Raw genomic sequence first — 24233 nt, forward strand, 5'->3', positions numbered from 1 at the left:
TAGCACAAGTTTATCTTTTTTTGTTAGGCAAGTCGAGTGTTGCCCGCAGGAAGTAATAACTTCCAAGGGTTCCCATTTGTACTGAAGCATATTTAAACACACCAAAATAACTATTGGCATAAATTTGCTGATCAGGGAAGATGTCAAAAAGGTTATTCGCACCTATGGTAAAGGTTACTGGTTTTACGGCATAGCTTAAGGAGAGATCGGTCACCACTTTTCCGCTATGAATCTGCTCTTCTCCGTAAGGGAAGCTGTTTCTGGCCACCTTTCCAAAGTAAACATTACGCAGCAGCAGGCTGAAATTCTTATAGCCGTAGTTCAGCGCAAGGTTAGTTTTTATCCTTGGCGTTCCTTCTGTAATCAAAGTTCTGTCATTGGGAGAGAAAAAAATATCCTCCTGCCCTTTCAACTGGCCCGGGATATGCAGGTCACCAATAATTTTGTTCCTGTTCAGGTTAAATCCCAGGGAAGCACCATAAGTATGGTCACCGGATTTAATATTATAATCTGCAACCACATCTACACCGATAGTCCTGGTATCAATTGCATTGCTAAAGAAGCGTGCAGAAGATACGCCAAAGGAGTTAATGATACTTTGAACTTTCGGAACAGGATCTCCAAAGGCATCATAGCCAAAGCTTCCGGTCAGTACAATCCTGTTTTTAATCTCTGTCAGGTAACCGTCTACGGAAATATTAAAGTTGGCAAACGGCTGAGCGGTAAAACCAAGGCTATAATTCATAGAGGTTTCCTGTTTCAATTCAGGAATTCCTAAAGCTTTTGCGACAGGGCTGTTATTGACAAAGAAGCCGGATTGCCCTAAGGTATTGTCTGGTAAAATATCGGTACTTACGGCACTGAAATATTGCTGATGAAGGGATGGTGCTCTGAATCCGTTACTGATGGCTCCTCTGAGGTTAAATTTAGAGGTAAGCTTGTAGCGGGTCGCAAATTTACCACTCACGGTAGAGCCAAAGTCACTGTAGTGTTCAAACCTGGCCGCTCCGCTGATCAGCCATTTTGAAGTGACATCGAGTTCAGCGTCAGCATATAAACCGGTATTGCTCCTGTTTTTATGCACTACGTTATCAGGAGAAAATCCATTGAAGGATTGCGAACCTCCTGCCAGTCCTGAGGGGTTGGAAACTGTCCCATCAGGATTAGTTATCAAAGCATAGTTTTTCCAGGAAGCTTCTTCACCTGCACGGATCTGGTAATCATCTACTCTGAATTCAGCACCAAAAGCAAGGTTCAGGCCTGAAGCGACATCGAGTTTACGGCTAAAATCAAGGTTGGTTGTATTTTGCAGAAACTCATGCCCTCCGGCTTTAAAACTGGTTGGCGATTTATCCTGCAGGGAAGCGTTCACGGTATTGTTCACTTCATAGTCAAACCTGTTATCACCTAAAGTATTACTCAGGTCGGCATTCCAATTGCCCAGTTTATGTTTAAATCCAAAGGCTAAAGAACGGTCATTGATCTTTGAAGTAGTATTGGGCTGATAGCCGTTAGGAAAAATACTGTATACATTTGCTGAAGGGTCACTTGGAAGCCTGCGAAAGCCAAAGCCTTCTCCAGTTCGGTAGTTATAACCTCCAAAGGCATAGAATTCTGTTTTTCCGCGGTTAAATGGCAGTCCGAGATTAAAAAAGCCAGACAGGTTCTGAATTTTAGCATCCCCGATCTGGAAATTAAAATCGTCCCTGGTGAGGCCTCTTGCTTTCAATTGTGCGTCATCATATTCACGGGCAGGATTAGCGGACTGATCAAAGATAGCCAGGTCATTGTTCTGATCTCTTGTAGTTTTACCGCGGTAAGCGCCTTCGGCAGTCAGGTTTAAATAACCTCCTTTTTTGCCTAAAGCAGTTCCGTAATTCAGGTTAAGCTGCCCAACCTGGCCGTCACCCCGCGAAGTAATTCCCCCGGTAGCTGCCACCATTAGTTTACCGGTATTTTGTTTCAGCACGATATTAACGACACCTGCAATTGCATCTGAGCCGTATTGTGCAGAAGCACCGTCTCTTAAAACTTCAATTCTCTCAATTGCTGAGGCTGGAATAGAGTTCATATCTGTACCTACAGAGCCATTGCCCATAGTTCCCTGGTTATTGACCAGAGAAGTGGTGTGCCTGCGTTTCCCATTAATTAACACAAGCAGCTGATCGGGGCCTAATCCACGGATACTGGCCGGGTCAATGTGCTCGCTGCCATCAGAGGAGGATTGACGGTTAGAGTTGAAAGATGGTGAAGCATATTGCAACAGCTGATTCAAATCATTCTGCGGTGCCATCAGCTGTAATTTAGGAATATTGAATACATCTACAGGAACTGCGGTGTTTAACCTTGTTCTGCCCGTACTGCGTGTGCCGACTAAAACAACCTCATCCAGCAGGGCTTCGTCTGGTTGTAAACTAATGGCGTAAGTATTTGCAGTGGTCAATTTTTGTTTAAAAAGCTGATAACCTATAAAGTTGACACCGATCAGTTGTGACTGAGCTGTCGCAGTTATTTTAAATGCACCTGTCTGATCGCTGCTGGTTTGCTGGCCACCGGGCGACAGGATAACGGTTGCACCTGGCAACGGGTTGTGGTGCTGATCGGTAACCCGGCCTGTAATGACCCGGTTTTGCGAGAAGGCTGCAGTTGAAATCAGTAAAAAAAGGAAAGCGTAAATTAATCTCCTCATGCTATTTACCCTTCCTTAAAGTCACTTCAACACTCCATTCATTGCCACTGGCAATGTGATGAACCGCGGCAAAGTTGGCTTGGTTTAAGGCAAAGGATAATTGTAACAAGCTGTTCAGGTAACTTAAAGGCTTACCTTCAGCAACAGCACCAAATGTCTGACTATAAGGTGCGTCTCCTTCATAAACTTTCTTGTCTTTATGGAAGATTTGCACATGAAGTACTGCTCCGTATTGCGGATTAAGTTGTTTGACGAGGTCTGCAGGAATGTCTGTCCAGATATTGCCGAATTGTACGTCAAGTATAGCAATACTGCCTTTAAGTTTCCCGTTTTCCAGGGTAGCTTTCTGATAAGGGATTTCTGCAACTTGTTTTGGAAGTTCATTTCCAACCTGATCATAACTGATAGCTCCTGAGGCTAATCTCGCTCCGGTAAAAGCGTAAACGTCACGGCCGTGGAAGGTATAGGATTTCTCAGAATCTTTACGTCTGTTTTTAACTTCATTAATTTCACGGACTTCTTCGATGCCTAATGATTGCGCGACCAAAGTAAGTGTACCATTGTCTGGTGTCACTATAAATTGCCCTGTTTTGGTTTTAAGCACTACAGATTTACGGGTAGTCCCTACTCCGGGATCTACGACAGAAACAAATACAGTTCCGGCCGGATAATAAGGGACGGTCTGCACCAGGCGGTACGCAGCCTCCCAGATATTATAAGCTGGGATTTCATGTGTCAGGTCGAATATTTTAAGATCCGGGGAAACGCCAATAGCAACGCCCTTCATGGCGGACACTGCCCCGTCTTTTAAGCCGAAGTCTGATTGAAAAACAAGAATCTTGTTTTGAGCTGTAGCCAGGTTGGTAATAAAGAATAGAAAAATTAAGGTAATACTGTGTTTTAGGTTTGTGATCATCGGGTCTTGGTTAAAGTCTACAAATTTAGTAGATAAGACCAGAGTTGCAACAATTAAACCTGTATAATCAGTTTTATTTCACCTTGTTGTTTTTCTATTCTTTAGCCGGGTTATTTATCCGGTTCCTGTTTTAATAATATGGTTACTTCACAAATTTAGCCGGTGAACCTGCCCATTGTGTCTGTTTAGGGATAGTTTCCCCTTTCATCACTAAAGACAGTGCTTGCAGGGTAGCTCCTTCTTCGATCGTAGAATCATAAAGTACCACACTCATTGCGCCCAGATTACAGTTATCACCAATATGCAAATGTGCCATTTTCATTACACGGTCTTCAAATAAGTGAGTTTGTATAGTACACATATGGTTAATAGCTACATGGTCCCCGATATGTACCAGGTCGAATTCTGTGATCTCACTGGTATCCATATAAACATCTTTTCCTATATCGCAGCCCATCATCCTGAAAAATATCGGGGCAAATGGTGTGCCCAGCAATGTGTTCACTAACAAAGGATAAACCATATTCTCACACAGTGAGTTAACAAGCTCATTTTTCCAGACAAACATACTCCATAAGGGTTGGTTTGATGGTTTGTAAGTACCAATAAGCACTTTTTTAAACAGCACGGTGATTAAAGCGGAAGCACCAATCAGTGCCAATAGTAAAAATGGGGCGAGACTCAGTGTATAAACGATATGTCTGCTGGAATGATCATAATAGTTATCAATTAAATGATAGAATAACAACAGGATCACCGAGGTAATCGCATAGGGCAACGTAATTTTGAAAAGCTCAATAACACCTCGCTGAATGTATAATTTATTGGTTGGCCTGAAAGTCAGGTCGTCAGCAAACTTCACGCTTTCCTGTCTTTTAGGCAAGTACATTGGCGGGGCCCCAAGCCAGGAGGAGTCATTGACATATTTTTTCTCAATATTCGCTGGCGGAGTAGAGAGCACACCGATCAGACAATTGCTGCCGATTGTATCCCCTGCTGAAATCACAGCACTGTTTCCTATAAATGTTTTATTTCCGATCGTAATCTGACGCAGATACATAGTGCCCTGATGCACTTCAGGAGAACCTAAACTGACAGAGTCGGCCAGGAAACTTCCTGCTCCTATTTTAACCAGATCGGTTGTGATTTGATTCACGGTAGATATTTCGGTGGCTTTACCGATACGGGTCCCCATCAGTCTTAACCAGGAAGATAGATATATAGTGGCATAAACAGATCTGAAATAGGTTAAACTCATATTCATCAGAGAGTCCACCGCCCATTTCCTGATATACTTAAAGCTGTACATACTGAAAGCTTCTTCTTTGAGTTTACCAATAATCAGCCATTTGAACAGGGCTACCGAAGCACAGTAAATGATAATATACATAGCCGAGATCGGGATAGATAGTAGCATTGCCCATCCCAGTCCGAATGACAGGATCACTTCATAATAGACCACAATAAACGGAATACTCAATCCGAAAGGAAAAACAAAGACAAAACCAAGTGTTAAGGCAAGTACAGCTACATATAAAGCAAAATTCATCGGTTTGTTCTGTCCGGAAAATTTGATCGGTGCTGCGGCTTTATTAGGCCCGATGTGCACTGCTGGTGTCCCTTTCCAGTAAGCCCCTGCAGGAATTGTGGTGTTCGGCTGAAGTTGTGACAGTTCTCCTATTCCAGAACCGTTTTCCATCACTGCGCCGGGTGAAATTACGGAACGTGTGCCTATAAAACAGTTCTCTCCAATGGTTAAACTACCGATAACCAAGGCTCCGTCCTCAATTTTATAACCTAACAAGTGCGATTCTTTGGAAATGCTTGAGCCATCACCGATAGTCAGCAGATCAAATACCCTGATCCTGTCTGAACCAAGGAATACGCGTTTTCCTATTTTTGCACCCATTAAGCTGAAATACCATTTTAGAAATGGTGTTCCACTCAGAATCCCGATCGGGCTCAGGTCAATCAATTTCTTTACGATCCAGAAACGCAGGTAATACCAGCCCCAGAGTGGATATTTACCCGCTTTGAATTTACCGATCAGCACCCATTTCGCTATAATAGACAGGATAATGATAGAGAAGAATAAAGCGGAAAATCCGGTTACTCCGTAAACTAAAAGATCATAAACATTAGTGGATGACCCAAAATGGCGAATCACAAAAGGCCCCATCAGCCCCGCTGAGCCTATCATAAAAAAGATAAATACACTGATTAGCTGCAAGAATGAGGTGAAGGCTTTCATTCCTGCCGACACTTTTAACCTGACCGTTGGTTCTGCTTTTTCTTTTGGCAATTGTTCGTTATCATCAGCAATTGCACTGATTTTAGCGGCAAGCTTTTCCAGGCTGCGGCAGGTATAAATATCCTGTACGGAGATTTGTGCTGCAGCGCCGGTTTTACGTAATTCTGAAACCATCATCGAGGCAACCAGTGAATGTCCGCCAAGGTCAAAAAAGTCATCGGTTACGGAAACTTCCTGTGGTTCAAAGTATTTTTTCCATACGTCAAGCAGCATTGTTTCTGTCGGGGTACGGGCGGCTACAAGCTTGCGTCCTTCTGTTTTATATTGTTTAGCAGGCTGTGGTAAGAGTTTCCGGTCTACTTTTCCGCTGGCCAGCAGTGGAAAAGCTTCCATAATAACAAATACCGCAGGCACCATATAGGGTGCCAGCCTGGCTTTAAGCTGTGTTTTACAGCCTTCTTCATTAAAGGTATCTGCTTCTCCTTTCAGGATCAGATAAGCAACCAGTCTTTGTACTTTCTGTTCGTCTTCTTTAACGGTAACAACCGCATTTTTAATACTTTCAATTTGCAGTAATTGCGATTCTATTTCTGAAAGTTCTATTCTATATCCTCTTAGTTTTACCTGAAGGTCAATACGTCCTAGAAATTCAATATTGCCCTGCTCATTGAAACGGGCAAGGTCACCGCTGCGGTATAAGCAGGCTGGTGCAGCATCAGCGATTGGAAAAGCTGGCTGAATGAATTTCTCTGCGGTTAGTTCGGGCTGATGTAAGTAACCGATAGCCAGTCCGGGCCCGCCGATACAAAGTTCACCGGGTACACCAATGGGTACTGGTAAATGTTGTTCGTCCAGGATATAGGTGGTATAGTTAACTGCGGGTTTCCCGATGGTTATTTTATGTAAGGGATCAAAATCTGCATAGGTTGCAATTACCGTTGCTTCTGTTGGCCCATAAGTATTGACGATTCTAAGGCCGCTGCTGTGCCATGGCAGCAATAGTTCATGCGGACAGTTCTCTCCGCCAAGAATCAGCAGGCGTAACGATGGCAAAGGGTATTGCATCATCGAAAGCATAGTAGGTACGGTAGACAGTACCGTGAGCTGATGGGTTTCGATATAATCACTTAAATCTGCTCCCGAGTGCATAACGGCCTCCGAGACAGGAAATAAGGTAGCACCTGACCGGAATGCAAGCCAGATTTCTTCTAAAGAGGCATCAAAGGCTACAGAGAAAACTTGTGCCACTTTATCCAGTGGGTTTAATTCAAATAAGCGATCTTCTCCTTTAACCAGGTTACTGATAGCTGCGTGAGAGATAATTACACCTTTAGGCCGTCCTGTGGAACCAGAGGTATAAATCATATAAGCGGGATCAGCAACTGTAAGTGCTATTTCCGGAGCATCGCTATCATTTTGACGAATGGCAAATGAGTTGTCATCTACCAGGATTACTTCGCAGGAAAGTTTGAAACTGGCAGAGCAGGCTTCATCACTCAGTAAAAATTTAGCTCCGCAATCTTCGAGGATAAAACTCACCCTGTCTTCCGGGTAACCAATATCCAGGGGAACATAGGCTGCTCCTGCTTTAAGAATGGCAAGCATGGAAAGGTAGACTTCCGGTGAACGTTTGAGTAAAATCCCTACAAAATCACCCTTTTGTATACCTTTTGCAATTAAACGGTTGGCCAGCTGGTTTGCGGCGAGGTTTAACTCCTGGTAACTTACCTGTCTGCTTCCGGCGTGAACCGCTTTGTTTTGAGGAAAGATTAAAGCGGTACGTTCAAATATAGAGTGTAATAATTCAGGCGTTCCAACGGCGTTATCGATCAGACCGGTGTTAAAAATGATGAGTTGTTCCAGCTCCTGCTCATCCATAAAGGAGAGTTTGGAGATTTGTATCGCCGGATTTTCTGCTACTTGCTGTAATACGTTCAGAAAATGGCTGGGTGCTTGTTTAAAGACAGCGGCGTAAAATGCGGTGTCTTTACAGGTAAATTCTGCTGCAGCCACATCACCGTCTTCTATACGGATGACGCACTTATATTCATTGGCCTGATCGTCACTTTTCCAGTTGATTATTACTGAAAAGTCATCGGCCTGCGTGCAGTTAAGGGTATCAATGCGGCTGGCAATATGATCACTTAAAACATTGAACTTCAATGAGCCATCTAATGGATATTGAAGTTCAATTCCATTTTTAGCTGATCCAGTTTGCCCGTTTTCGCGAATGCTCAGTTCAATCTTTACTACATCGTTCAGATAGGCCTGATATTTATTCAACAGCACATAAACAGCTCCTGTAACAGCACTTAATAAGTTCAAAGTTTGTTTAGAAGGCCCGGTTAATTCATTCATTTGTGTAGCAGCGTATTTAAAATTCTTGGCTAAAATCAGTCTATAATCCCAATTGATATGGGATGTACAACTTAGTTGTTTTTTCTCTTATTACCATGCTCCTATTGCTAATAAATAGGATTTAAATCAATCTGGCCATTATTGTTTGCTTTTATACTTTACAAAAACCAGTCCTAATTTTTGGCATCAAATTGTTCAGTTTATCCTTTATACTGTTATCATTTTCACCAACTGTGTTATTGTAATTTCTTTATAGCCCTTTTGCCGGGACCAGCAGATCCAGCGTTTTAAAAAAGGGTGCAAAAATGAATAAAACAAATGATAAAAAACAAGGTTAAAACAGGAACAAAACGCCTTTACCGGGCATTAATTGTAACAATTTACAAGAATAATTCTAATTATCTGATTGGATTACTTTTTATCATTTGATTGGATTGCTTTTTACGCCTTCAAATGTAATCTGCACTGGTTTAATTAAGCCGTTGGCATCAAATTCCATTTTATCAATGCAGGTTACGCGGTGGTTTCCATTGCTCTCACTTAATGGTCTTCTATGATAAACGATATAATAGTCATCGGTTTGAGGGTGTTTGATCACAGAGTGATGGCCTGCACCAGTGGCAACTTTTGGATCTTGTTTGAGTATTTTGTCTACTCTTTTGAATGGTCCCATCGGGGAATCTGCAACTGCATAGGCGACTGAGTAATCAGGGCCTGTCCATCCTCCTTCTGACCACATGAAGTAGTATTTTCCATTCCTGATAAACATATAAGGGCCTTCTACATATCCCTGAGGAGTAATTTCTTTAAATAATTTGCCATCTTCAAATGGGATAAAACCCGTAAAGTCAGGTTTCATTTTTCCGATATTACAGTGTCCCCATCCTCCGTATATCAAATAATACTGACCGTCTTTATCTTTAAATATAAACTGGTCGATAGGCTGGGCACCGTTATAAAATTTATCAATTAATGGTTTTCCGAGGTAATCTTTAAAAGGGCCTTCGGGTTTATCGGACACACCGATCCCAATCCCTCCTGTTTCCTGATCACTTTGTATATCATTTGCACCAAAAAAGAGATAATATTTATTGTCTTTTTTGGTAATGGAGGGTGCCCATACTGCTTTTTTTGCCCACTTAAAATTAGCAGTATCAAGAACATGTTCATGTTTTTTCCAGGTCACAAGGTCTGATGATGAAAAAGCATCCATAAATACTTGTTCTTCATATTTAGCGGAATAAGTTGGATATACCCAGAATTTATTATCAAAAACTATGGCTTCGGGGTCTGCATACCAGCCTTGAAAAATCGGGTTACCGGAAGTTTTAACTGGTTTTTTCTGCGCAAATAGGCAAGTTCCGAAAGCTGAACATGCGAGAAGGATCAAAATACGTTTCATGGTTGTGGTTCTTGGTTGTAGTTATTGGTTATTGTTTCTTGGTTATTGTCTCAGCCTTAAGGGCACGATTTCCCCTGTTAAATGTCTCTTTTCCCCCTTTATTAAATCAAATTACTAAGGTATATTTAAACTTTAAACGGGCTTAGCTACTATTCTCCCTAATGTATGGCTAAATAAATTAAAATTAATTAACCACCAAATATATTACGTATGAAAAAAATAACCCCATTTTTATGGTTTGACAACAATCTGGAGGAGGCCATTCATTTCTACACTTCCATCTTTAAAAATTCAGTGATTCAAAACATTTCTTATCATGGAGAGGGTGGCCCTATGCCAAAAGGTTCAGTGATGTCTGCTTCTTTTCATCTGGATGGACAGGATTTCCTGGGAATGAACGGCGGGCCTATGTTTGCTTTCACCCCGGCAATTTCTCTATTTGTAAACTGTCATTCACAACAAGAAATAGATGAGTTTTGGGAAAAGTTATCAGAAGGGGGAGAAAAATCAAGGTGCGGCTGGCTTAAAGATAAATTTGGGTTATCATGGCAGATTGTGCCTGCTGATTTAAGCAGATTATTAAATCATAATGATCCTGAAAAGGCTGCCAGAGTGATGAGCGCAATGATGAAAATGGATAAACTTGACATGCAGGTATTGAAAGATGCTTAGCCAATGTTGAGATACGCTTAAACGGAAGTATACTAATCTGTATAAATGAAATTCAGGGTTAGGGTATCAGACCTTAACCCTTTGTGTAAAAACAGCAATAACTGGTTTATAATAACAGCCAGTTCTGAATAGGTATTGTTCCATTATCTGGTATCTTCCATTAATGGCTTCTTCCAACAAGCTAAACAGGGTACCTCCCCATATTACTTTCTTTTTCTTTTTGTATTCTTTGTAATTCTTCTACATCGGCTTTATCCTTCAACCTACCAGTATTAAATTTCGACAGTACTAAATCGTTAAGGTGAAGAAACGGAACTTTTACGCCATCAACATCTGCAATAATTTTTCTCTGATCTGCGTGTTCAAACTCTATCATGCTAATTCTGGTTAAAAAATCTACTTTTTCGGGTTCGTCCCACATTGAAAAGACAATATATTTTGTAAAATCCAGTTCAGCAATATGTTGTATATCCTCTTCATCAAAGTCCATTTGTTTTAGAACATCTAACAATTTCAATTTATTTAAGTTGTCTGGTTTTAGCCATAAATCCACATCGCCAGTACTTCTTGCATAGCCATGAAATATTACAGAATAACCACCAATTATAATAAAATCAACATCCTTTAATAAAAGTTCTTTTAATAAGTCCTGATGTTTTTCTATAAACAAATTCATCCGGAAGTTATTATTCTAATTTTACCTGTAGCACTTCTGTTCTTTAAGTCTTCTCTGCTTACTTGATATACACGTAAAATAAGCTCAACTGTATGCCTTAAACGATCAACAGGTGATTGCTTGATAATGTCCTGAATTTCGTTTTTCTTAGCTTCTTCAAATGTATTGAAGATTCTTATTCTGTCTTTTACCTTATTCATCGCAGTATCATTTAGCCTTTGAATCAGATGTAAATATATCTATTTAAACCTAAAAAACGATAGCTAGTAATAACCTCATTAAGAGGTGTAGATACGACATCTAAGTTTTCACTTTAAATCTCACTAACAAAGTTTTTTAAATACCTCAGTTAAAAAAAAAGGCCATATACTCCTTGATGAAGAGACATATAGCCTTTGATTGTAATGATGTTTATGATAATGGAACGACCATTGGATTGTTTATTAGAATGAAACAACCATCAGGTTATCTGCTATTTTACAGATTCAGTCTTTAAAAAAGAACTCATTCTAACTGAGAATTCCTCGTTAGCTGTCAGCCATTTTTCAATCGCTGCTTTTTCATCATCAGCTCCTTTAAGTGCTGCCATTAGTGAACCTAATTGTGCATCGTCTAACTGAAAGTTTCTGAAAAACGAAGTCACCTGCGGGTTTAATTTCACAAAGTCTTTATTGGCAACAGTTTGTAAAGTTTCAACCTTTCCAAAAACACCTTTTGGGTCAGCTAAAAACTTAAGTTTATAAGTACTGAATATATAGTGTGGTGACCAGCCGGTAATAACTACTGGTTTCTTTGCATCTATACTTTTTTTCAAAATAGCCAGCATCGCAGCCTCACTTGCAGATTGTAGTTCAAACTTCAATTTGTAGTCTTTAATGGCTAACTCTGCTTTATTCATAATTCCTGCACCTGCATCAATTCCTGTAATTTTGCCACCAAAAAGTGCAGCATTTGCATTCAGTTCTTCAATACTGTTTACTTTCACATACTCAGGAACAACTAATCCGATACGGGCATTGGCATAGTTAGTACCCAAAACTTCCAGTTTTGCGCCAAACTTATCCATATATTCTTTGTGTGTAACTGGCATCCAGGCATCCATAAAGACATCTGCATCCCCTCCTGCTACTGCTGCAAAAATTGGTGCAACATCAGCATTTTTCAATTCTACAGTATAACCTTCTTTTTCCAGTAATACTTTTGATAACTGAGTCATAGCAACACCTTCTGCCCAGTTTACATAACCTATAGTCACTTTTTTATTGTTCGCAGCTCCTCCACAAGAGTAAAGTGTGGTTGCTGTCAGTGCTATTAATAATCCGCTAATTACTTTCTTCATTTGAATAGATTTATTTTTTCGATTTAATATCATTAATAAGTTTTTAAGAGCGCTTTGGAATATAAGCTTAGGCTATATTTCTCTTTTTAGTATTCCCAAAGGATTGTGTAATACGGTCCAGGATAATTGCCAGGATCACTACTGCGATACCACCTTCAAACCCTAGTCCTATTTTCAATTGTGTAATCCCTTTTAAGACCACTTCACCTAATCCTCCGGCCGCAATCATTGCTGAAATAACAACCATTGAAAGTGCCATCATAATCGTTTGGTTCACTCCTGCCAGTATGGTAGGTAAGGCCAAAGGCAATTCTACTTTAAAAAGCAGTTGTCTTGGTGTAGCCCCGAATGAACGGGTTGCTTCTACAATTTCTTTAGGCACCTGACTGATGCCCAGGGTAGTTAAACGAACTGCAGGAGGCATCGCAAATATAATAGTCGCAAATGCTCCAGGCACTTTTCCCAAACCAAAGAACAATACTGCAGGAATCAGGTAAACAAAGGCAGGCATCGTTTGCATTAAGTCGAGAACAGGTCGCATAATTTTTCCCGCCAAAGGATTTTTAGCAGCCCAGATTCCCATCGGTACGCCCATGAGCAGTGCAATAAAGGCAGCAGAAAGAATCAGCGCTAAGGTAGCCATCGTTTGTCCCCAGTAGCCCATTGCCCAGATCAGGGTTAAGCCTAAAATGGTAAATATAGTTACACCTAAACCTGTACGTTTCCAGGCCAGGAAAGCAACCAGTAAAATGATGATATAAAATGGAGGGAACATCAATACCCATTCAACGGAGTCCACAACGGAAATCACGATAATCTTTATTATATTAAATAAGGCTCCAAAATTGCTGGTAAGCCAGTTTATAAATTCTTCTATATAAGGTCCTATATGTATCATATTATATTACTTCGTTTTGTAAGTTATCAATTGAGTTTCCAGTTACATTTTCCCAGGAAGTTCCTGTAGTCTCTATCAAAAGAGAAGTTTGTGCAACGATTCCAAGCAGTTTATTGGTTTCTCTGTCAATAATTGGCACTGCTCTTCCATTTTCTGCAATAAATGGAAGCATTTGTTCCACTGTAGTTTCCGGGTATGCAACAGGTACGTCTTTGACAATAGCCATTTCTATGGTTTGGTGTCCTTTGGCTTTAAGCTCCAGAATATCTTTCAGGTAAACAAAACCAAGAAAATGTTTGTCTACCGAAACTGCTGGTAGCGACGTTAATCCTGAAGAACGCATCTTTCTCAAACTACCCTCTACCCCATCTTTTTTGAAAATCGCAACAGTAGGTTTTTCAAATAGCAAGCTTGCTGCAGTTATAATTGATTTACGGTCCACTTTTTCTACAAAAGAGGACACATATTCATCTGCCGGATTGGTTAAAATATCTTCAGGAGTACCAATCTGGATCACTTCGCCATCTTTCATAATGGCAATACGGTCACCAAGACGGATCGCCTCATCAAGATCATGTGTAATAAAAACAATTGTTTTGTGCATTTTTTCCTGCAGATCAATCAGCTCATCTTGCATTTGTGTACGGATCAGCGGGTCCAGTGCAGAAAAGGCTTCATCCATTAACAGGATCTCGGGGTCATTCGCTAGGGCACGGGCCAAACCGACACGTTGCTGCATCCCACCTGAAAGTTCTGAAGTGTTCTGATTTTCATATCCTTTCAGACTCACCATTTCAATAACTTCCTGAGCTTTTGCTTCACGTTGTTCTTTTGGAATATCCTGTAGTTCCAGACCAAACGCCACATTTTCAAGGACCGTACGGTGAGGTAACAGACCAAAGTTCTGGAAAACCATGGCCATTTCTTTTTTACGAACGTTCTGCAATTCCTTGTCTCCAAGGCTTGTGATATTTACATCGTTTAAAATAACACTGCCTGAAGTGGGTTCAATTAACCTGTTCAGACATCTTAACAAACTAGATTTACCACTACCTGATAAACCCATAATTACAAAGAATTCGCCTTTTTCTATATTAAAACTGGCATTTTTTACCGCAACTGTACATCCTGTTTCTTTCAGGATCTCTGCTTTGGTTTTCCCTTGTTTCAATAGTGTGAGTGCCTCCTCTTTTTCTTTCCCGAATATGAGTGTAAGGTCTTCTATCTTAAGTTTAGACATAGTATAGATGTTTTACGTTAAAAATAATAACCGATATTAATGTTGAACCGGCTACTCCATTTTGAATCCGGATTACCTGTAGATAATCCGTTTTGCCAATCCGGCCCTAACCAGGGCTGGTTTTTTCCTGCGGCCCAATCCACATAGGTCACCAGGTTCCCTGCATTAATCATACAGCCGAGTACATTCATTTGTGTATCCTTAAATCCGTCTTGTGGTTTGTTCATATAAGAGTAATTCTCATAGAAAACAAGCGACTTTACCGGGCCCAGTTTTACAGGCTGTGTGTAAGCGAAAGATGCGGTATGCAGGTAAGCTTTGCGGGCGACATCGTATGATGAACCATAGGCAGCTAGTTGTACTATATTTTTATACTGAGTTGAGTCAGATAGATTATATTGATAGTACATAGATTGCAACTTAACATTAACCCTGCCAAAAGTCATATCTGTGTGTAATGCTGCAGCCCATCTTGCTCCCATATGCCCCGTAGGAATATTATAGACTCCGCCAAGCATACCGGAGATTCCAATTTTCTTGTCTTCTGCTATCAAATATTCTGTTTTGATATTACCTTGATTAACTTCTTTGTTCCTGCCGGCAACGTCATATGAGTAACGGGATGGGTCTGTTCCGGATTTATCTCCGAAGTTCAGCTCCATCGCATTTTTAAAGAAGGCAATATCATAAATCCACCGGTTTCTACGCTGATGGAAGTTCACACCCATAGAAAACTTATCTTCAAAACCTACATAATATGGAAGGTTGAAGAACCAGTTATGAGAGTTATAAGCGGTATTTCCAAATGGATTCTGAACAAGTCCGATGTCCATATGGGTACTGTCATTGAAAAGGTATCTTACATAACCTTCTTTCAAGAAACTCCCTCCGAAATCTTTAGAGTAAAAGCGATATTCTGCGTGAAAGTCCAGCTTTTTATAAGCAACGTCTGCATTGATCCTAAACATGTCCAGACCAAAGTCCCCGCCTCTTTTAACTTGTTCTTTTTTCCAGGAGGAAAGGTTGTAGTTGAATCTTAATGCGCCGCCAATTTTCAGAACTGGTTTATCCGGGCGCGAAGGAGTTGTATTATCCTTTTTTAAAGGAGCAGTTGTGGTATTTTCTGTAGAGGCAGACGAGGTATCCTTTAAAGGAGCAGTCCTGGTATCCTTTAAAGGAGTTGCTGCAGTATCTTTTTTTATTGATGTAGAGTCTTGCGCTATTAGTGTTAAAGGTAAAATAACGGTAAATACAATACAGCTTAACAGATGCTGTAATTTTATTTTCATAAATAAAGTTTATATATGCTGGCTTAATTGCCGCATATCATAAAATGCTTTAAATAAAACATTAATTAAAAAATGCTCAGGGAGTAAATTCCCTGAATATTTAAACAGAAATTGTGCTGTTTCTTTCTAGAATTTAACGCTCAGATGGCGTATTTAACAGCGGACGTTTAAACTAAAACCGAGGCAAAGGTAAGCATAATTTATCGGTTTTTAGCCCCTGTGGCGGATATGGGACTAGAATCGACTGGATTTAGCGTTGCAAAAACAAGAAAAAAAAGGGGTTATTTCAACCGGTTTTATGCTATAAAAAAGACGCAAAATTTCCTCCCGGTTTTATTGCAATATTAGAGAAGGTGTAATAATTATTGAACAATAAAAAAAGGCGTGTCAGCAAACATAAAGCTTGATTTTCACCGATATTAAAGAAGCTGAGCCAGATCTGTTTTAAGAGTTTGAACACATAATTTCAGACAACCGGGACAGTAAATCTGACTGCCGGATAAAGGGTGGGAATTTCAGCCTTCAAAAGGACGATATTTTATTTTGTTTTTTTTTCTTTTTCAAAATATTCGTAGCTGAAATTAAGCAATTCTGGCTGCTCGCCGGATTCTTTTACTGATTTTTCCGCACCGGATAAGCGCTGTTTGAAGGTGCTCAAAGTGATCGGTAATCCGTTCTCCATTTTAAAGACCAGGTGTGATCTTTTGATATAAATAGTCTTATCCAAAATCAGGTTCCCATTGCCATCATTAAAGAAGTTTTCTGTCATGATATTCATTTCATCATCGTCCGGATGTTGTTTATAATGGATGGTTAAGGGCAAATCCCAGTTCGTATTAGAATAAATGGTTATCGGTTGTGATAATTTATCAGCATGCTTATTCACTTTATGAAAAATTCTGCCTTTACGGATATAGCGGTCCACCTTGTGGTTATGCAGTGAAATTACTGTGTCCCCTGAATACTGAAATTTCTTAAAGCTCCCGGAATGATTTATAAATTCATCGGGCGCACCATCTTTATAGGTTATCCTTAAGGTATCATTTGGAGTTTGCATTGCAGTCCACTGCCCTCTTCTGTTGAATACCAGTACAAAGCTTTTAGATGGATCACCAGGGTTTTCTACTTTCATCTTTTTAACACCTGTGAGCTTAAAAAGTGGTAATGGCAGATAACGGTCAGGAAAAAGCAGATCAAAGGCGAGGTACATGGCCAATCTGGGTGTAGGGTCTTTTTTATATTTGCTCGCCGTACCAATTTTCACTTCGTACACAATATCCTGTGCTTGTACACGGTAAGCAAATAATAGCAGAAATAATAACACCATCCTTTTCATAAAATCCCCCTGATATAAATATGGCCTGATTACTATACAAAGATAGTACATCAGGCCATTATAAAGAACTTGCTTATTTGCAGGTCCAGCTATTTTAAATAATCTATCTGGCTAATTTCTCAATCCATTCCCTTGCATTCACAAAAGCTTCCATCCAGGGAGAAACTTCATCTTTACGTCCTTCAGGATAATTAGCCCAATGCCATTGGAACAATGAACGCTCAATGTGCGGCATCATCACCAGGTGTCTTCCTGTTTTATCGCTGATCATAGCGGTATTGTAATCAGATCCGTTAGGGTTAGCCGGATAGGTTTCATAAGCATATTTCGACACGATATTGTACTGGTCTTCTGCGTATGGCAACTGAAATTTACCTTCACCATGTGAAACCCACACGCCTAAAGTACTTCCTGCTAAGCTGGAAAGCATTACAGAATTGTTTTCCTGTATGGTCAGTGAGGTAAAAATACTCTCATGTTTTGCACTATCATTGTGTAACATCTTAGGTTTTTCTTCATGGTCTTCATTGATCAGACCAAGCTCAACGAATAATTGGCAACCGTTACATACCCCAACAGATAACGTATCTTCACGCTTAAAGAAGTTTGTAAGCGCTTGTTTCGCCTTCTCATTGTATAAGAATGCTCCTGCCCAGCCTTTAGCCGATCCTAAAACATCCGAGTTAGAGAATCCACCAACTGCACCTATAAACTGGATGTCTTCCAAGGTTTCTCTGCCTGAGATTAAATCAGTCATGTGTACATCTTTCACATCAAAACCAGCTAAATACATCGCATTTGCCAATTCTCTTTCTGAGTTACTTCCTTTTTCACGAAGAACAGCAGCTTTAGGTCTTGGTTTAGAAGAGTCAATAACTGGTTTTTTACCGTCAAAGTTTAAAGGGAAACTATAGTTTAATACATGGTTTTTATAGTTATCAAAACGTTCTTTAGCTTTAACCGGGCCACTTTGTTTCTGATCAAGCAGGTAAGAAGTTTTAAACCATACATCACGTAAATGATCAATATCAAAGCTCCAGTTACCAGCAGCGTTTTTAACAGTTAACTGAGCTGTTTCGTTCACCGTACCTATTTGATGATAAACTACACCATTTGCATCGAGAATAGCTTCTGCGCTTGCATCAGCCTGGAATACGATACCGATATTTTCAGCAAAAAGTGTTTCTATAATATCCTGATTTCCTAAAGCAGAAAGATCAAGGCTTGCACCCAGATTACGGTCTGCAAAACACAATTCTAAAAGCGTAGTAATTAAACCTCCACTGCCTATATCATGTCCTGCTTGTATTTTTCCTGCTTTAATTAATTCTTGTAAAGTATTAAAAGTTGTTTTGAATTGTGCTGCATCTAAAATATCAGGGGTTTCAGTACCTATTTTATTTAAGATCTGTGCAAATGATGAACCGCCTAATTTATAACGGTCTCCGGAAAGATTGATATAATAGATAGCGCCACCACTTTTACGTAAAACAGGTTCTACAACTGCAGTAATATCATCACAATGACCAGCAGCAGAAATAATTACTGTACCTGGCGCGATAACTTCTCCGTCTTTATATTTCTGTTTCATGGATAAAGAGTCTTTACCAGTAGGGATATTAATTCCTAAACTGATGGCAAACTCTGAACATGCTTTTACAGCTTTATATAAGCGGGCATCTTCTCCTTCGTTTTTACAAGCCCACATCCAGTTGGCAGAAAGTGAAATACTTTCCAGACCATCTTTTAAAGGAGCCCAAACGATATTTGATAGTGATTCTGCAATTGCATTTCTGCTTCCCGCAGCAGGGTCAATCAGGGCTGAAAGCGGTGCATGCCCAATGGATGTTGCAATACCGTCTTTACCTTGAAAATCCAGTGCCATTACACCACAGTTATTTAAAGGTAATTGTAATGGGCCTGCACATTGTTGTTTGGCAACGCGGCCGCCTACACAACGGTCAACTTTATTTGTTAACCAGTCTTTACTGGCTACAGCTTCTAGTTGTAATACTTGCTCGAGGTAAGTATTCAAGTCTGCAGTATTATAAGTTACGGGCTGATATTTTCTATCAATCGTTTTATCCTGCATGATTACTTTTGGAGAACTGCCGAACATGTCTTCCATTTTCAGATCCATTGGTTTAGAGCCATTGGTTGCAGATTCAAAAGTAAAACGGTGATCGCCTGTCACCTCTCCTACAGTATACATCGGAGCCCTTTCACGGTCAGCAATTTTCTGTAAGGTATCAATGTTTTTCTCACTGATAACCAGCCCCATGCGTTCCTGAGATTCGTTACCAATAATTTCTTTGGCAGAAAGGGTCGGATCACCAACCGGCAGTTTATCTAAATCAATCTTTCCACCAGTTTCTTCAACCAGTTCAGAAAGACAGTTCAGGTGACCACCTGCTCCGTGATCATGGATAGATACGATAGTATTGTGATCGCTTTCTACCATACCACGCACTGCATTGGCAACTCTTTTCTGCATTTCAGGATTTGAACGCTGAATGGCATTTAACTCGATACCTGAACCTAAAGCTCCTGTATCTGCTGAGGATACCGCAGCCCCCCCCATTCCTATTCTATAGTTTTCCCCGCCTAAAACAACAATTTTGTCATTCAGGGCAGGTTTTTCTTTTTGTGCCTGGTCAGCTTTACCATAACCTACGCCGCCTGCTTGCATGATTACTTTATCATAACCCAGTTTCCTTGCGTCTTCTTCATGTTCAAAAGTAAGGATCGAACCTGTAATTAATGGCTGACCGAATTTATTACCAAAATCAGACGCTCCGTTTGAAGCTTTGATCAGAATGTCCATCGGGGTTTGGTACAACCAGTCTCTTTCGTTTACTGCTTTTTCCCATGGGCGATTTTCTTCCAGACGAGAGAAAGATGTCATATAAACAGCAGTACCCGCTAATGGCAATGAACCCTGACCACCGGCCAACCTGTCTCTGATTTCTCCTCCTGAACCTGTAGCTGCTCCATTGAAGGGTTCTACTGTAGTTGGAAAGTTATGTGTTTCTGCTTTGAGTGAGATTACTGAATCAAAGTCTTTAATTTCATAGTATTCCGGTACGTCAGCTCTTTTAGGAGCAAATTGCTGAACTCTCGGGCCTTTAACGAAGGCTACGTTATCTTTATAGGCTGAAACAATTCCGTTAGGATTAGCTTCAGATGTTTTACGGATCAGTTTGAATAGCGATGATGGCTGTTCTTCTCCATCAATCACAAACGTACCATTGAAAATCTTGTGACGGCAGTGTTCTGAGTTAACCTGAGAAAATCCGAATACTTCAGAGTCTGTTAGTTTACGTCCTAGTTTTTCTGCTAATTTATTTAAGTAATCTACTTCTTCTTCGCTTAAGGAAAGGCCTTCTTGCTGATTATACGCCGCGATGTCTTCAATTGGCAGAATAGATTCTGGTTGAATACTGATCGTATAAATCTCCTGATTAAGTTCACTGTACTTTTGAAACAGCATCGGGTCAAAGTCAGTAAAGTCTGCTGTTGTGTTTTTAAACTCTTCAATTCTGATGATCCCGTGAATATCCATATTCTGGGTAATTTCAACAGCATTCGTGCTCCATGGGGTTACCATTGCAGCGCGCGGGCCAATAAAGAACTCCGTCAAAACGGTTTCTTGTTTGAATTGGGCACCGCCAAACAGCCAAGTTAACTTTGAAATATCTGACGATGAGAGAGTTTGCTCTGATTGTAAAGCAAAAACAGTATTAAGCTCGTTGGAGAAGAAATAGATCATGGTATGTTTTTATGGCGCAAATTTAATTTAAAAAAATTCTACGCCGCTATATATTGCAAAAATAGATGCAACAATATGCAAATTCTACTTTAAGATGTAGAATCACAGGGGTGTTTTCCCTCTCACTTCTTTTAACTTCATGATCATTTGCTCCGCATCAGTGACTATCCACTGGTCATACTCTTCAATTGCTTTTAATCTAAGGGAATCTTCCAGATAACCTTCCTCTACCATTTGTGTAGAACCTGCAACTTTTGACCAGATGCCAATCCGTTGTAAAAAGTTGTCATCCTGCTGCTGATAAACTTCCTCTGCATTAAACACTTCAATTTCCTGAAAACCGGTTTCTGCAAAATAACCGGCAAGATCTTCGGCAATGTGATTGTTCATCCCTGCATCAGCACGCCATCTTAAAAAGGTCTGATAAAAGGTTAACATGCTTTCGGGTGGTTGTGGCTGCCAGCTCAATTGTTCGTGGTTATAATCCAGAATAGAAAGCTGACCTCCTGGTTTTAACAGGGATTTGAATTTCAACAGTGCTTCTTTTGGATTGCTTAACCATTGTAAGGTGCGGGCGGAAACAATCAGATCGAATTTCTCCTGAGTTTCATAGCTGAATAAGTCATGGTGAATAAGTTGCAGGTTCAGGGTGGTTTGATAGCTTTCTTTACCACTGACAATAAACTTCTCTGTATTATCAATTCCGGTGACAGAGCCTTCTGGTCCTACCCTTTCTGCAATATCTTTTGATATTGCCCCCGTTCCGCAGCCAATATCCAGTACGCGCAAACCATTTTTAAGGATCGGGATTAAAGTCGCATAATCTTTCTCTAAGCTCCTGTTATCGAATATTTTATTGGTGGTTTGGTGGTCCCGGTGTATAGTTTTGTTCATTTTAGATTAATGTTTATGCTAAATGGTTATTTAGCGCTTTAAGTTAGAAAATTCTTATCGGATTCTTATGATAACCATTTTCCATTTCTATCTTTGAAAAAGATATTTATCATCATGAACTTAGATATATTACTTCAGCAAGTTGCTTTTATTCACGAAATCGACAAGATTAAATACATTCAAAGGAAAACACGCCTTTTTAATAGTGACCGCAGAGAGAATGATGCGGAACACAGCTGGCACCTTGCTGTGATGGCACTTACATTAGCAGAGCATTCCAATGAGCCTGTAGATATTTTAAAAGTCTTAAAAATGTTGTTGATCCATGACCTGGTAGAGATTGATTCAGGTGATGTTTTTCTATACGATACCATTGTAAACCACGACAATACAGAGGCAGAGCGTAAAGCGGCAGAAAGAATATTTGGCTTGTTGCCTGCAAAACAAGCAGAGGAATTTATTGCCATCTGGGAAGAGTTTGAAACAGGAAATACTTCAGAGGCCAGATTTGCGCGGTCGATGGACAGGTTTGAACCGATTCTACAAAATGTATCTAACCAGGGCGGTACCTGGACTGAACACAGTGTTCCCTATCATACAGTTATGGAAAAAACCATCAAAATTCAGGACGGCTCTAAAACTATATGGGATTTCACTGAAGCATTAATCAATGATAGTGTGGTGAAAGGATATATAAAAAAGACGGATCAGGAGTAGTAAAAAAGGCCAGATCAGGAGTAGAATTTATTGATTCTGCTTCCTGCTGACCATATAATTCTGCTTTTTCATGGAGTAAATCTAAAATTGAGATAATAGATAGTCTTCACTATCTGGTTTGCCATAAGCGTCCGCTTCGGTTAAATGACCATCCTGCCCACTTACCCTGGTCAGTTTTTTGCCTTGTCTGAAAACTAATTGTAACCCATGTTCCTGATCCCAATCACAAGCACAGGCAACCTGAACATAGAGATCTTCTTGTTCATATAACCGTCTTGTCACATAAATTTCTGTAGGCTGCACAAATTTCCAAATCTCATTCTCCTCAGTAATTGCCCTTAAATCATCATCTGCCTCGTCAGGCTCCGCTAATTCCAGAAAATCTAAACAGTTTTTATAAACAAGATGGGTCACAGCTTTCCGGTCTGCAGAAGTCAATGCTAAAAAATGTTGTAAAGCATCATCAGCCTCCGCTAAAAAAGTTTCATCATGCTCCCGGTCATAATCGGTAAAACTGACACCTACCTTCTGCTGATCAAAAAACGGGATCTCAATTTTCCCTCCTATCCACCAATCTGAAAGGCTATCATCTTCAGTTAAAGTTCCGATTACTTTTGATATGATCTTTTCTCCCATGTCTGCTTTTTTGTGAAAAATTAAGCATTTTTATCAAGAAACTTATCATTCACGGCAATATTAGCCTATTATTAATCAATAAATTAACTTTATGAAGCTCGTCGATGTGATGTAAATAAAAATAGCCTGTTCACTAAATGAACAGGCTATTTTGAAAGTTATATAGTATTGAATCAGGGGGTAATGTATAAAGTAAAAACGCTATTTCTTGCTTTCAGTATATAAAGCTTTACCGTCTTTGGACCCGCCAAATTCCCATTTTCCATTTCTTTTTTCCAGGAACATACCACCATCAGGGGTTGTACTTGTATAAGAATTTTCAGCTTTTTGGTTTAAAATAATATTACCTTCTTTCGCAAATACCTCAGCCTGCTTTTTATCAGCAGAAAAGGCAACCCCTGCCATCAGAGTTCCTGAAGGATTTGATAACTTTAAAGGCAATTCAAATGCACGGATACAGGTTTTCTTAAGTACACTCCAGGTATAACCAGCAGAAGCCTTACAACCATGCGCATCTGAATCCCCACCTACCACAACACCTGGGGTAGAAACTGCTGCAGAGGAAAATTGCGTTAAAACGGCTTTGATGTTTTTACCTGTACCTGCGTCCTGTTTATAGTTGACGTTATCAATCTTCCAGGCACCGTTCTCTTTGATCAGTATCACATCATCTTTCCATATGGTATTGTTATAAGTCTTATTGGTAAACTCTACAGTGACTGTGGCTTTATCTCTTTCAATTTTAGTTTCACCAATTTTGAAACCGGTATATCCTTCATTCAAACTGGTAAAAATATCCCCTTCGATCATAGCTGGCTTATCCGTTGATTTTGCAGCCCTGATTTCTGCTGCTGATGTAGCTTCTTTTTCAAGGGCTTTATCAATTAATACAGCCAGGGAGGCAGACAGCATCCCTTTATCAGCGCCGACATATTTGCCTTTATAATATTTATAAAATGTGTTGACCACCTTAGTGACCCCATTACTTTGAGTATTGTTACAGCTAAATAAGAGCGCAATAACAATAAGAGGAAAAAATAGAATTTTGATTTTCATAAGCTTAATATTTGGTTTTCAGCTAAAAATAGCATTATCTAATATAAGCAATTATTCAGACAGGACAATAAATAATATCACGGTAATTAACCTAT

The 24233-nt window shown here is 39.9% G+C and carries 17 protein-coding genes; 2 read left to right on the forward strand and 15 right to left on the reverse strand.

The annotated features are described in order from the left end of the window. Nucleotides 1–10 precede the first annotated feature (10 nt). From LY11_RS09455 to LY11_RS09470, 4 genes are all read right to left on the reverse strand, one after another. A complete protein-coding gene (locus tag LY11_RS09455; RefSeq protein WP_111633467.1) occupies nucleotides 11–2689 on the reverse strand; it encodes a TonB-dependent receptor in 2679 nt (892 codons plus the stop codon). A gap of 1 nt (nucleotide 2690) precedes the next feature. After that, nucleotides 2691–3605, reverse strand: coding sequence for an SAM hydrolase/SAM-dependent halogenase family protein (locus LY11_RS09460; protein ID WP_111633468.1), 915 nt, complete (start codon nucleotides 3603–3605; stop codon nucleotides 2691–2693). 142 nt (nucleotides 3606–3747) lie between these two features. After that, entirely contained in the window at nucleotides 3748–8214 is a 4467-nt protein-coding gene (locus tag LY11_RS09465) for a Pls/PosA family non-ribosomal peptide synthetase (protein ID WP_111633469.1), read from the reverse strand. A 421-nt stretch (nucleotides 8215–8635) separates the two neighbouring features. After that, nucleotides 8636–9616: a glycoside hydrolase family 43 protein gene (locus LY11_RS09470; RefSeq protein ID WP_111633470.1), complete on the reverse strand. Its 981-nt coding sequence runs from the start codon at nucleotides 9614–9616 to the stop codon at nucleotides 8636–8638. 210 nt (nucleotides 9617–9826) lie between these two features. On the opposite strand from LY11_RS09470, the gene LY11_RS09475 reads away from it, so the two are divergent. Further along, nucleotides 9827–10288, forward strand: a complete 462-nt coding sequence (locus LY11_RS09475; RefSeq protein WP_111633471.1) for a VOC family protein — start codon at nucleotides 9827–9829, stop codon at nucleotides 10286–10288. Nucleotides 10289–10469: 181 nt separating this feature from the next. On the opposite strand, the gene LY11_RS09480 is transcribed toward LY11_RS09475, so the two are convergent. The 9 genes from LY11_RS09480 to LY11_RS09520 all read right to left on the reverse strand — a co-directional run bounded on the left by LY11_RS09480 (nucleotide 10470) and on the right by LY11_RS09520 (nucleotide 21729). Continuing rightward, nucleotides 10470–10964, reverse strand: a complete 495-nt coding sequence (locus tag LY11_RS09480) for a nucleotidyltransferase (RefSeq protein WP_111633472.1) — start codon at nucleotides 10962–10964, stop codon at nucleotides 10470–10472. Continuing rightward, the gene (locus LY11_RS09485; protein ID WP_111633473.1) at nucleotides 10961–11164 is read right to left on the reverse strand and encodes a hypothetical protein; all 204 of its coding nucleotides are present in this window, start codon (nucleotides 11162–11164) and stop codon (nucleotides 10961–10963) included. The genes LY11_RS09480 and LY11_RS09485 overlap by 4 nt, the downstream gene beginning before the upstream one ends. Before the next feature lie 272 nt (nucleotides 11165–11436). Then, a complete protein-coding gene (locus LY11_RS09490; RefSeq protein WP_211321517.1) occupies nucleotides 11437–12303 on the reverse strand; it encodes a glycine betaine ABC transporter substrate-binding protein in 867 nt (288 codons plus the stop codon). Between the two features lie 67 nt (nucleotides 12304–12370). Next, nucleotides 12371–13201 carry an ABC transporter permease gene (locus LY11_RS09495; protein WP_111633475.1) on the reverse strand — a complete coding sequence of 277 codons (831 nt, stop codon included), beginning with the start codon at nucleotides 13199–13201 and terminating at the stop codon, nucleotides 12371–12373. A 1-nt stretch (nucleotide 13202) separates the two neighbouring features. Next, nucleotides 13203–14441, reverse strand: a complete 1239-nt coding sequence (locus LY11_RS09500) for a quaternary amine ABC transporter ATP-binding protein (RefSeq protein WP_111633476.1) — start codon at nucleotides 14439–14441, stop codon at nucleotides 13203–13205. Nucleotides 14442–14458: 17 nt separating this feature from the next. Next, nucleotides 14459–15730 carry a hypothetical protein gene (locus LY11_RS09505; protein WP_111633477.1) on the reverse strand — a complete coding sequence of 424 codons (1272 nt, stop codon included), beginning with the start codon at nucleotides 15728–15730 and terminating at the stop codon, nucleotides 14459–14461. A 538-nt stretch (nucleotides 15731–16268) separates the two neighbouring features. After that, nucleotides 16269–17066: a hypothetical protein gene (locus LY11_RS09510; RefSeq protein WP_111633478.1), complete on the reverse strand. Its 798-nt coding sequence runs from the start codon at nucleotides 17064–17066 to the stop codon at nucleotides 16269–16271. Between the two features lie 103 nt (nucleotides 17067–17169). Continuing rightward, nucleotides 17170–20835, reverse strand: coding sequence for a phosphoribosylformylglycinamidine synthase (purL, locus tag LY11_RS09515; RefSeq protein ID WP_111633479.1), 3666 nt, complete (start codon nucleotides 20833–20835; stop codon nucleotides 17170–17172). Nucleotides 20836–20937: 102 nt separating this feature from the next. After that, nucleotides 20938–21729 (reverse strand): methyltransferase domain-containing protein, encoded by a 792-nt coding sequence (locus LY11_RS09520; RefSeq protein ID WP_111633480.1) that lies wholly within the window; start codon nucleotides 21727–21729, stop codon nucleotides 20938–20940. Between the two features lie 114 nt (nucleotides 21730–21843). Between LY11_RS09520 and LY11_RS09525 the strand changes: the two genes are divergently transcribed. Continuing rightward, on the forward strand, nucleotides 21844–22446 hold the full coding sequence (locus LY11_RS09525) for an HD domain-containing protein (protein ID WP_111633481.1): 603 nt from the start codon (nucleotides 21844–21846) through the stop codon (nucleotides 22444–22446). An 81-nt stretch (nucleotides 22447–22527) separates the two neighbouring features. Here the strand turns inward: LY11_RS09525 and LY11_RS09530 are convergent, their stop codons facing one another. Together LY11_RS09530 and LY11_RS09535 are read right to left on the reverse strand one after the other, a co-directional pair. After that, the gene (locus LY11_RS09530) at nucleotides 22528–23082 is read right to left on the reverse strand and encodes a DUF6985 domain-containing protein (RefSeq protein WP_111633482.1); all 555 of its coding nucleotides are present in this window, start codon (nucleotides 23080–23082) and stop codon (nucleotides 22528–22530) included. Nucleotides 23083–23283: 201 nt separating this feature from the next. Next, complete coding sequence (locus LY11_RS09535; RefSeq protein WP_111633483.1) at nucleotides 23284–24138, reverse strand: DUF3828 domain-containing protein; 855 nt, start codon at nucleotides 24136–24138, stop codon at nucleotides 23284–23286. Nucleotides 24139–24233: the final 95 nt, after the last annotated feature.

It is taken from the genome of Pedobacter cryoconitis (assembly GCF_003259615.1).
Lineage (GTDB): Bacteria > Bacteroidota > Bacteroidia > Sphingobacteriales > Sphingobacteriaceae > Pedobacter > Pedobacter cryoconitis.

Coding starts and splice junctions, on each gene's coding strand:
- LY11_RS09495 (WP_111633475.1), bottom strand. CDS start 13,201: ATGATACATATAGGACCTTATATAGAAGAATTTATAAACTGGCTTACC.
- LY11_RS09510 (WP_111633478.1), bottom strand. CDS start 17,066: ATGAAAAGGATGGTGTTATTATTTCTGCTATTATTTGCTTACCGTGTA.
- LY11_RS09475 (WP_111633471.1), top strand. CDS start 9,827: ATGAAAAAAATAACCCCATTTTTATGGTTTGACAACAATCTGGAGGAG.
- LY11_RS09530 (WP_111633482.1), bottom strand. CDS start 23,082: ATGGGAGAAAAGATCATATCAAAAGTAATCGGAACTTTAACTGAAGAT.
- LY11_RS09480 (WP_111633472.1), bottom strand. CDS start 10,964: ATGAATTTGTTTATAGAAAAACATCAGGACTTATTAAAAGAACTTTTA.
- LY11_RS09505 (WP_111633477.1), bottom strand. CDS start 15,730: ATGAAAATAAAATTACAGCATCTGTTAAGCTGTATTGTATTTACCGTT.
- LY11_RS09490 (WP_211321517.1), bottom strand. CDS start 12,303: ATGAAGAAAGTAATTAGCGGATTATTAATAGCACTGACAGCAACCACA.
- LY11_RS09525 (WP_111633481.1), top strand. CDS start 21,844: ATGAACTTAGATATATTACTTCAGCAAGTTGCTTTTATTCACGAAATC.
- LY11_RS09460 (WP_111633468.1), bottom strand. CDS start 3,605: ATGATCACAAACCTAAAACACAGTATTACCTTAATTTTTCTATTCTTT.
- LY11_RS09465 (WP_111633469.1), bottom strand. CDS start 8,214: ATGAATGAATTAACCGGGCCTTCTAAACAAACTTTGAACTTATTAAGT.
- purL (WP_111633479.1), bottom strand. CDS start 20,835: ATGATCTATTTCTTCTCCAACGAGCTTAATACTGTTTTTGCTTTACAA.
- LY11_RS09500 (WP_111633476.1), bottom strand. CDS start 14,441: ATGTCTAAACTTAAGATAGAAGACCTTACACTCATATTCGGGAAAGAA.
- LY11_RS09485 (WP_111633473.1), bottom strand. CDS start 11,164: ATGAATAAGGTAAAAGACAGAATAAGAATCTTCAATACATTTGAAGAA.
- LY11_RS09470 (WP_111633470.1), bottom strand. CDS start 9,616: ATGAAACGTATTTTGATCCTTCTCGCATGTTCAGCTTTCGGAACTTGC.
- LY11_RS09520 (WP_111633480.1), bottom strand. CDS start 21,729: ATGAACAAAACTATACACCGGGACCACCAAACCACCAATAAAATATTC.
- LY11_RS09455 (WP_111633467.1), bottom strand. CDS start 2,689: ATGAGGAGATTAATTTACGCTTTCCTTTTTTTACTGATTTCAACTGCA.
- LY11_RS09535 (WP_111633483.1), bottom strand. CDS start 24,138: ATGAAAATCAAAATTCTATTTTTTCCTCTTATTGTTATTGCGCTCTTA.